Here is a 5,526-nt window from a genome sequence, read left to right as displayed (position 1 = left end):
ATTTAAAGCTAAATGCAAGGCACAATTTTTATCCGATAAAATTAGTAGCTTAAAAAAAGAGCCTTCTCAGAAGGCTTTATTTGAATTGTAGGATTGTAAAATTTGAAGATTTTGAGAAAAAAAAGAGGTTTTTTCACAGCCTGACGTTCTGGTACTACAGCGGGTTTGGGATTAAATTAAGCCCTATTTTCGGATTTGCCAAATCATCCCAAATACAAAAACAACTTTCCATTAAGCCAAATGCCCAAATCCGTTGTAGTAGCTGTTATGCCCAGTTATTCTTACGTCCATTGTAATTCAATATATTTTGTACAGTCATTTTTCATATCTTCAAAACCGTCAAGTAAAATTGCTGAACCACCATTTTTCACTACATCTTTAACAATTTCATATGTTTCTTCCGCTCCTTTTGGGTCTTGTCCAACAACGTCAAACACAATGTTGCTCGTCTTTGAAAGTGTCGCATATAAACTTAATAATCTTCTTGAATTACCAGCAAGAGTATTGACTTTTGTTTTTTCGTTAATCCATTCAGTTTCGTAAATTTTTGTCGCATAATGACTGTTCAAATAAGCATTCTTTTTTAAATATTCACCAACAGTAACAGGATAAAAAAGTCTTCGAAGTTTAGGTTCAATAAAATGCTCAACAAATGCTGACTTTTTATACACAACAACATTTTCGTCTATTGTCTTGCCACAAAATATGTCTTTGAGGAACATTTCTGTTTCGTAGAAATGCTGTCCATTGAATAAATGCAAAACAATAATTTCTCCTTCGTTCAAGTCGAATGGAGGTATTTTAAATGTGTCTGTCTTTATTCCTTTATTTTCGATTAGCATTCTGTTGTTTTATAATTGGGCATAACGTCTTGGCGCTTGGCGAGGTTGGGGAATAAAGATGCGGGATTTTTCGGTTAAACACAAATTTTCCAAACACAAAACCATCTTTAAATTCAGCCTAAAACCCCAATCTCGCCAAACGGCTGTTAGCGGTAGCTTTTTTTGTTAAGTTTGATTTTTCCAAAATAATACACTGTTCCAAATATTGTTAAGGCAATTAAACTAATAACTATTAATCCTTTAGAGTTTTTTTTCCTTTCACCTATATTGTATAATATTTCATTGTTGTATTCTAGTTGGTAAATATCTGTTTGCTTTCCTAAACCAAAAGGCACCAAGTATTTTGGACGAAAATATATTTGGATTTCGTCACCAAATTTTAATTTTTCTTGAATATTTTGGTATTTAAAATTATTAGTAATTCTAAAGTATTTAGGATAATTATTTAAGGATATTCTTAGTTCATTATATTCTCCCTTACCCTGAATAAGAACCTCTTCTATGTTTTCAATTGTTCCGGTAATTTTATTAAGATTGTTTTTGCTGTAATTTAATTCAATTAAATCACCAATTAATATCCAAGAAAAAGCAATCATTATGACAGGTAAAAAATATTTAACGTAGAAATCCCATCTTGATAAAGTTCCAATATCTGAGAAAAATGTTCTTATTTTATTCATCTTTTTGATTTCTGTGGCAAAGTTACCGCTAACGTCTTGGCACTACAGCGGGTTTGGGACTAAATTAAGCCCTATTTTCGGATTAGCCAAATCATCCCAAGTACAAAACTAATTTTCCATTAAGCCAAATGCCCAAATCCGTTGTAGTGGCTGTTATGGTGTGTAGCGACACGTATGTTAAGCACTAACGATTTGACTTTCAAATTAACGACTCCAATTTCGGTAAACTTTTCCGCCTTTTGATTTCCGCTTTTGAACTTCAAATTTCATTTAATTGATAATTGGTGGAGGTGGAACCCGAAACATTTTATTCACTTCACTTAATTCAATTTTTTTATTCGTTTGAGTGAATTTATGTAAATTCATAATCTCTTCCAGTGATTTTCCAAAACGCAAAAATTGATGTAACCCATTATATTGGTGAATCATTAGTTTTTTGGATTGTTCTTTATTCTTTAGAATAAAGGCATAAGTTTCTCCATCTTCACCTGAACGATTCGCAAATTCTTCGCCGTTTGGAAAAGTTATAGTATCTAATGTATTTTGAATTTTTTCTTTTTCCTCTCTACTTAAAATTGTAAAGGAAGTTTGTTCTTGAAGCGGATAAACATTAATATAATAAAGCGTATCGGAAGAATTAAACTTTAAATAATATGATTCACGAATGTTCTCTTTATAAAAAGTGAAATCGCATTTCTTTTTCGGAGATTGACAACCTGAAAAAGTAATTATTAAAATCATTACTAAGATTCTCATTTTCATAGATTTTCTACAATTGTGACTAAACGCTCACTTTAAGGTCAGCTTGGTTTTTGCTTCATTAATGTTTTTTCGTGCTAAAACGCCTGATTAAAATCAACGGTTTCTCGTTAACAGCTATACACCATAACGTTCTCGCGCTACAAGCAGTTTGGGTCTAAATTAAGCCCATTCTTCTGATTTGCCAAATCTTCCAAATACAAGACCAATTTTAAATTAAGCCAAATGCCCAAATTGCTTGTAGCGTGTGTTGGCAGTAGTAGTTTTATGTACTTGGTTTTTCGTTAAACAAGTTTTCAATTTGTACTCTTTCTGCAAAATTTTCAAGTTTTAATTCTGATTTTGTTGAATTGAATAAATCCTTAATTTTTTTTGCGTTTTCAGGATGAATAATTTTACAATTTGAATATTCATAATCACTAAAATATTCTCCAAATCTATTCAATAAATTCTCTCTTGAAATAAGTGCATTTTCTTGAACTTTTCTAAAAAACTTTGTGTAAATTTTAGTTAGTAAAAAATAGTCAGAATTTGGAATTAAGTTTGGAATATGTTCTGTCCAACTTGAAACTGTAATTACTTTATTTTCTGCTTTTGTTTTGAAAAAGAAAATTTTTGGCACAAAATAATTTCCGCCAAGTTTTTCTTGTATTTCATTTCTCTGAAAATTATATTTCCAAATTTCGTTAGATTTTCCAATTTCTAAATAACTGTTTTGTTCTCCAAAATGTTCAGAACTTGAAGTTAAGTTTGTTGAGTTCCAATTTTCAAATAATTCCTCTTTTTTAGGTTTATATGGAATTTCTTTGTCAGATTGGGGATTTGAAATGTAAACATCTAAATCATTAATTATTTTTTCTATAAATAAAAATGCTTCAGTTCCAAAAAAACTTGGGCGCAAAAAATTCAAAATGAAAGAAAAATTTAAACTTTCAAAATCTTCGTAATTTTCTACAAACTCAATTTCTTCTTCGTTAATTTCGGTTTCGCTTTTCTCAATTATGAAGTAAACTTCTGTGTCTTTATTTTGAAAAAACCATTGACCTTTTTCTTCCGCAATTAAATTTTCAGATAAATAATCTTCAACTTCTTTTTCGGTTAATTTGCTTTCTTTTCTTTTAAAAAAGTATAAATCGTAACTCATTTCGTTCTTTTTTTGGGGACTATTACTGCCAACGTTCTGGCACTACAGCGGGTTTGGGGTTAAATTAAGCCCTATTTTCGGATTTGCCAAATATTCCAAATACAAAACCAACTTTCTATTAAGCCAAATGCCCAAATCCGTTGTAGTGGCTGTTACTGGCTGCCTTTCTTCCGCTCGTTATCACTATTGTTTCCATCTTTCATAGCTATTAACGATGTCAAAGTCTTTCCAATTTATTTTCAGTGTGTCTTTATCCACTGAGATCACTTTCCCTTCTTGAATAAAGTCGTTATAATAAATTTTAATATTCCTGTCTGAAAGTTCATAAGGCATATCACCGTTTCCATCATAATCTACAACATAGAAAGATTTACTTGTCAATTCAAAGTCTGCGTGTGGACCGTCGGGGTCACTTGTCCAAATTCCAAAAAGCAAAGTAGTGTCAAGGTCCGTTTTTATAGTTGATAAACTCGGTCTTTCAATATTTTTAATCTCTGGGTCATCGGTATTAAAGTCTGAAATTGAAAAAGTATTTCTTCTGTCGGTATTTGCGAGTTCGTTGTAGCCTTGACTTTTCTTTTCAGTTTGAACAGATTTACCGGTATTTGTTTTTAGATGATTGTTACAAGAAACCATAAAAAGCATCAAAAACACTTTAATTGTCAAATTGTTATACTGCTTAATTATTTTTATCACTTTGGATTCGGATTTAGATTTCTGATTTGCAAGGTTGCCAGTAACGTCTTGGCACTACAGCGGGTTTGGGACTAAATTAAGCCCTATTTTCGGATTTGCCAAATCATCCCAAATACAAAACCAACTTTCCATAAAGCCCAATGCCCAAATCCGTTGTAGTGGCTGTTATGAGCTGGCAAGATTGTTAGTGTTTTTCGATATGTTCATTAACGACCCAAAGTTTTTCCGTCGATCCTTCTTCTCTTACAATTGCATAAGTTAAGCCTGCATCAAGTAAATATACTTTTTGTCCTTCATGAAGTATTTTCATTCTTCCTTCATATTCCATTGTTTGAAGAGCTTTTCTGTCATCAACTTTGCAATAATCAAAAATTTCATCCAAACATTCTTCACATGTTCCTGCATATGTTTGTTGCTTCACATAATATGTAGTTACTGAATAGTTATTATCCTCTGTTTTAGCGTCAATATTTTCTTCTGCGGATGTTTCAATATTTTGTTCTTCGTATTTATTAACATCTTGAGTATTTGATTTAGAACAAGAGTGTACGATTGAACCAATTATTAAAAATAAAATAAATAAAATTGCAAGAATGATATTTAAGGGAAGACCTTTTTCAGTAGTTTTCTTTTTTGTCATAAAGTTCTTTTTTGCTTGCTCATAACGTTCTGGCACTACAGCGGGTTTGGGATTAAATTAAGCCCTATTTTCGGATTAGCCAAATCATCCCAAATACAAGACCATTTTTCCATTAAGCCAAATGCCCAAATCCGTTGTAGTGGCTGTTACCGGCTGGCACTATTTAATGTTATTAAGTCTAGGATTAAATTCGACTGAATCCTCTTTGAACCAGCCAGTGTCAATTTTTGCCCAAACTTCGACTTCCTTTTTGTTCTTCGCTATTGCTGTAATCTTTCTGTAATATCTTTTTTCATAGTGAATTGTGCCATCATTTATTTGGGGCTTGCCAATTTCTATCTCAAACTTCTTAAACGGCCCAACTTTAAAAATCCCAGGGTATTCTGCTTTGACATATTTCATTCCATATCGCTCCAATTGTGGTTCAATTAATTTTCTGAAGTCTTTTCTCTTGTCCCTTTGCCAATTTAACCAGCCAAGAACTAATGATATGCTGACAATAAATAATATGAAAAAGTATTGCATCAGTTTTTATTAATGTGATTTAATTCTTATGAAAGTCCTAAATGACCGAGGTATAAATGCTTGCCGGTAACGTCAGTCTGTGAAAAAACCTCCGTTTGTATATCACCAAATATAACAAAAAAGTTGTGTCAAAACAGGAATTTTCGTATTTTTAAGAATGCAGCATATCACAGGAATTTCCCGTCATCAGATGCGTTTTTCTAGTTTAGAAGACGCTATAAGTCCCGATAATCAAGTTCG

The 5,526-nt window shown here is 31.8% G+C and carries 7 protein-coding genes; all 7 read right to left on the bottom strand.

What is annotated here, in order from left to right:
• Nucleotides 1–281: 281 nt before the first annotated feature.
• Entirely contained in the window at nt 282–842 is a 561-nt protein-coding gene (locus AC1DY0_RS18710) for a hypothetical protein (protein WP_477190097.1), read from the bottom strand.
• Nucleotides 843–988: 146 nt separating this feature from the next.
• Complete coding sequence (locus tag AC1DY0_RS18705) at nt 989–1,522, bottom strand: hypothetical protein (RefSeq protein ID WP_477190096.1); 534 nt, start codon at nt 1,520–1,522, stop codon at nt 989–991.
• Nucleotides 1,523–1,792: 270 nt separating this feature from the next.
• The gene (locus AC1DY0_RS18700) at nt 1,793–2,278 is read right to left on the bottom strand and encodes a hypothetical protein (protein ID WP_477190095.1); all 486 of its coding nucleotides are present in this window, start codon (nt 2,276–2,278) and stop codon (nt 1,793–1,795) included.
• A gap of 268 nt (nt 2,279–2,546) precedes the next feature.
• Nucleotides 2,547–3,425: a hypothetical protein gene (locus tag AC1DY0_RS18695; RefSeq protein WP_477190094.1), complete on the bottom strand. Its 879-nt coding sequence runs from the start codon at nt 3,423–3,425 to the stop codon at nt 2,547–2,549.
• 183 nt (nt 3,426–3,608) lie between these two features.
• The gene (locus AC1DY0_RS18690; RefSeq protein WP_477190093.1) at nt 3,609–4,121 is read right to left on the bottom strand and encodes a hypothetical protein; all 513 of its coding nucleotides are present in this window, start codon (nt 4,119–4,121) and stop codon (nt 3,609–3,611) included.
• A 184-nt stretch (nt 4,122–4,305) separates the two neighbouring features.
• Entirely contained in the window at nt 4,306–4,797 is a 492-nt protein-coding gene (locus AC1DY0_RS18685) for a hypothetical protein (protein WP_477190092.1), read from the bottom strand.
• A 123-nt stretch (nt 4,798–4,920) separates the two neighbouring features.
• Nucleotides 4,921–5,286 carry a hypothetical protein gene (locus tag AC1DY0_RS18680; RefSeq protein ID WP_477190091.1) on the bottom strand — a complete coding sequence of 122 codons (366 nt, stop codon included), beginning with the start codon at nt 5,284–5,286 and terminating at the stop codon, nt 4,921–4,923.
• Between the last annotated feature and the right edge of the window lie 240 nt (nt 5,287–5,526).

Source organism: Flavobacterium sp. P1_E4, assembly GCF_056405915.1.
The sequence above is the reverse complement of the archived record's forward strand: the minus strand, read 5'-3'. Positions and strand labels throughout refer to the sequence as shown.

Excerpts from the sequence above, each read along its gene's own strand:
- AC1DY0_RS18710 (WP_477190097.1), bottom strand. The coding sequence starts at position 842 with ATGCTAATCGAAAATAAAGGAATAAAGACAGACACATTTAAAATACCT.
- AC1DY0_RS18705 (WP_477190096.1), bottom strand. The coding sequence starts at position 1,522 with ATGAATAAAATAAGAACATTTTTCTCAGATATTGGAACTTTATCAAGA.
- AC1DY0_RS18700 (WP_477190095.1), bottom strand. The coding sequence starts at position 2,278 with ATGAGAATCTTAGTAATGATTTTAATAATTACTTTTTCAGGTTGTCAA.
- AC1DY0_RS18695 (WP_477190094.1), bottom strand. The coding sequence starts at position 3,425 with ATGAGTTACGATTTATACTTTTTTAAAAGAAAAGAAAGCAAATTAACC.
- AC1DY0_RS18680 (WP_477190091.1), bottom strand. The coding sequence starts at position 5,286 with ATGCAATACTTTTTCATATTATTTATTGTCAGCATATCATTAGTTCTT.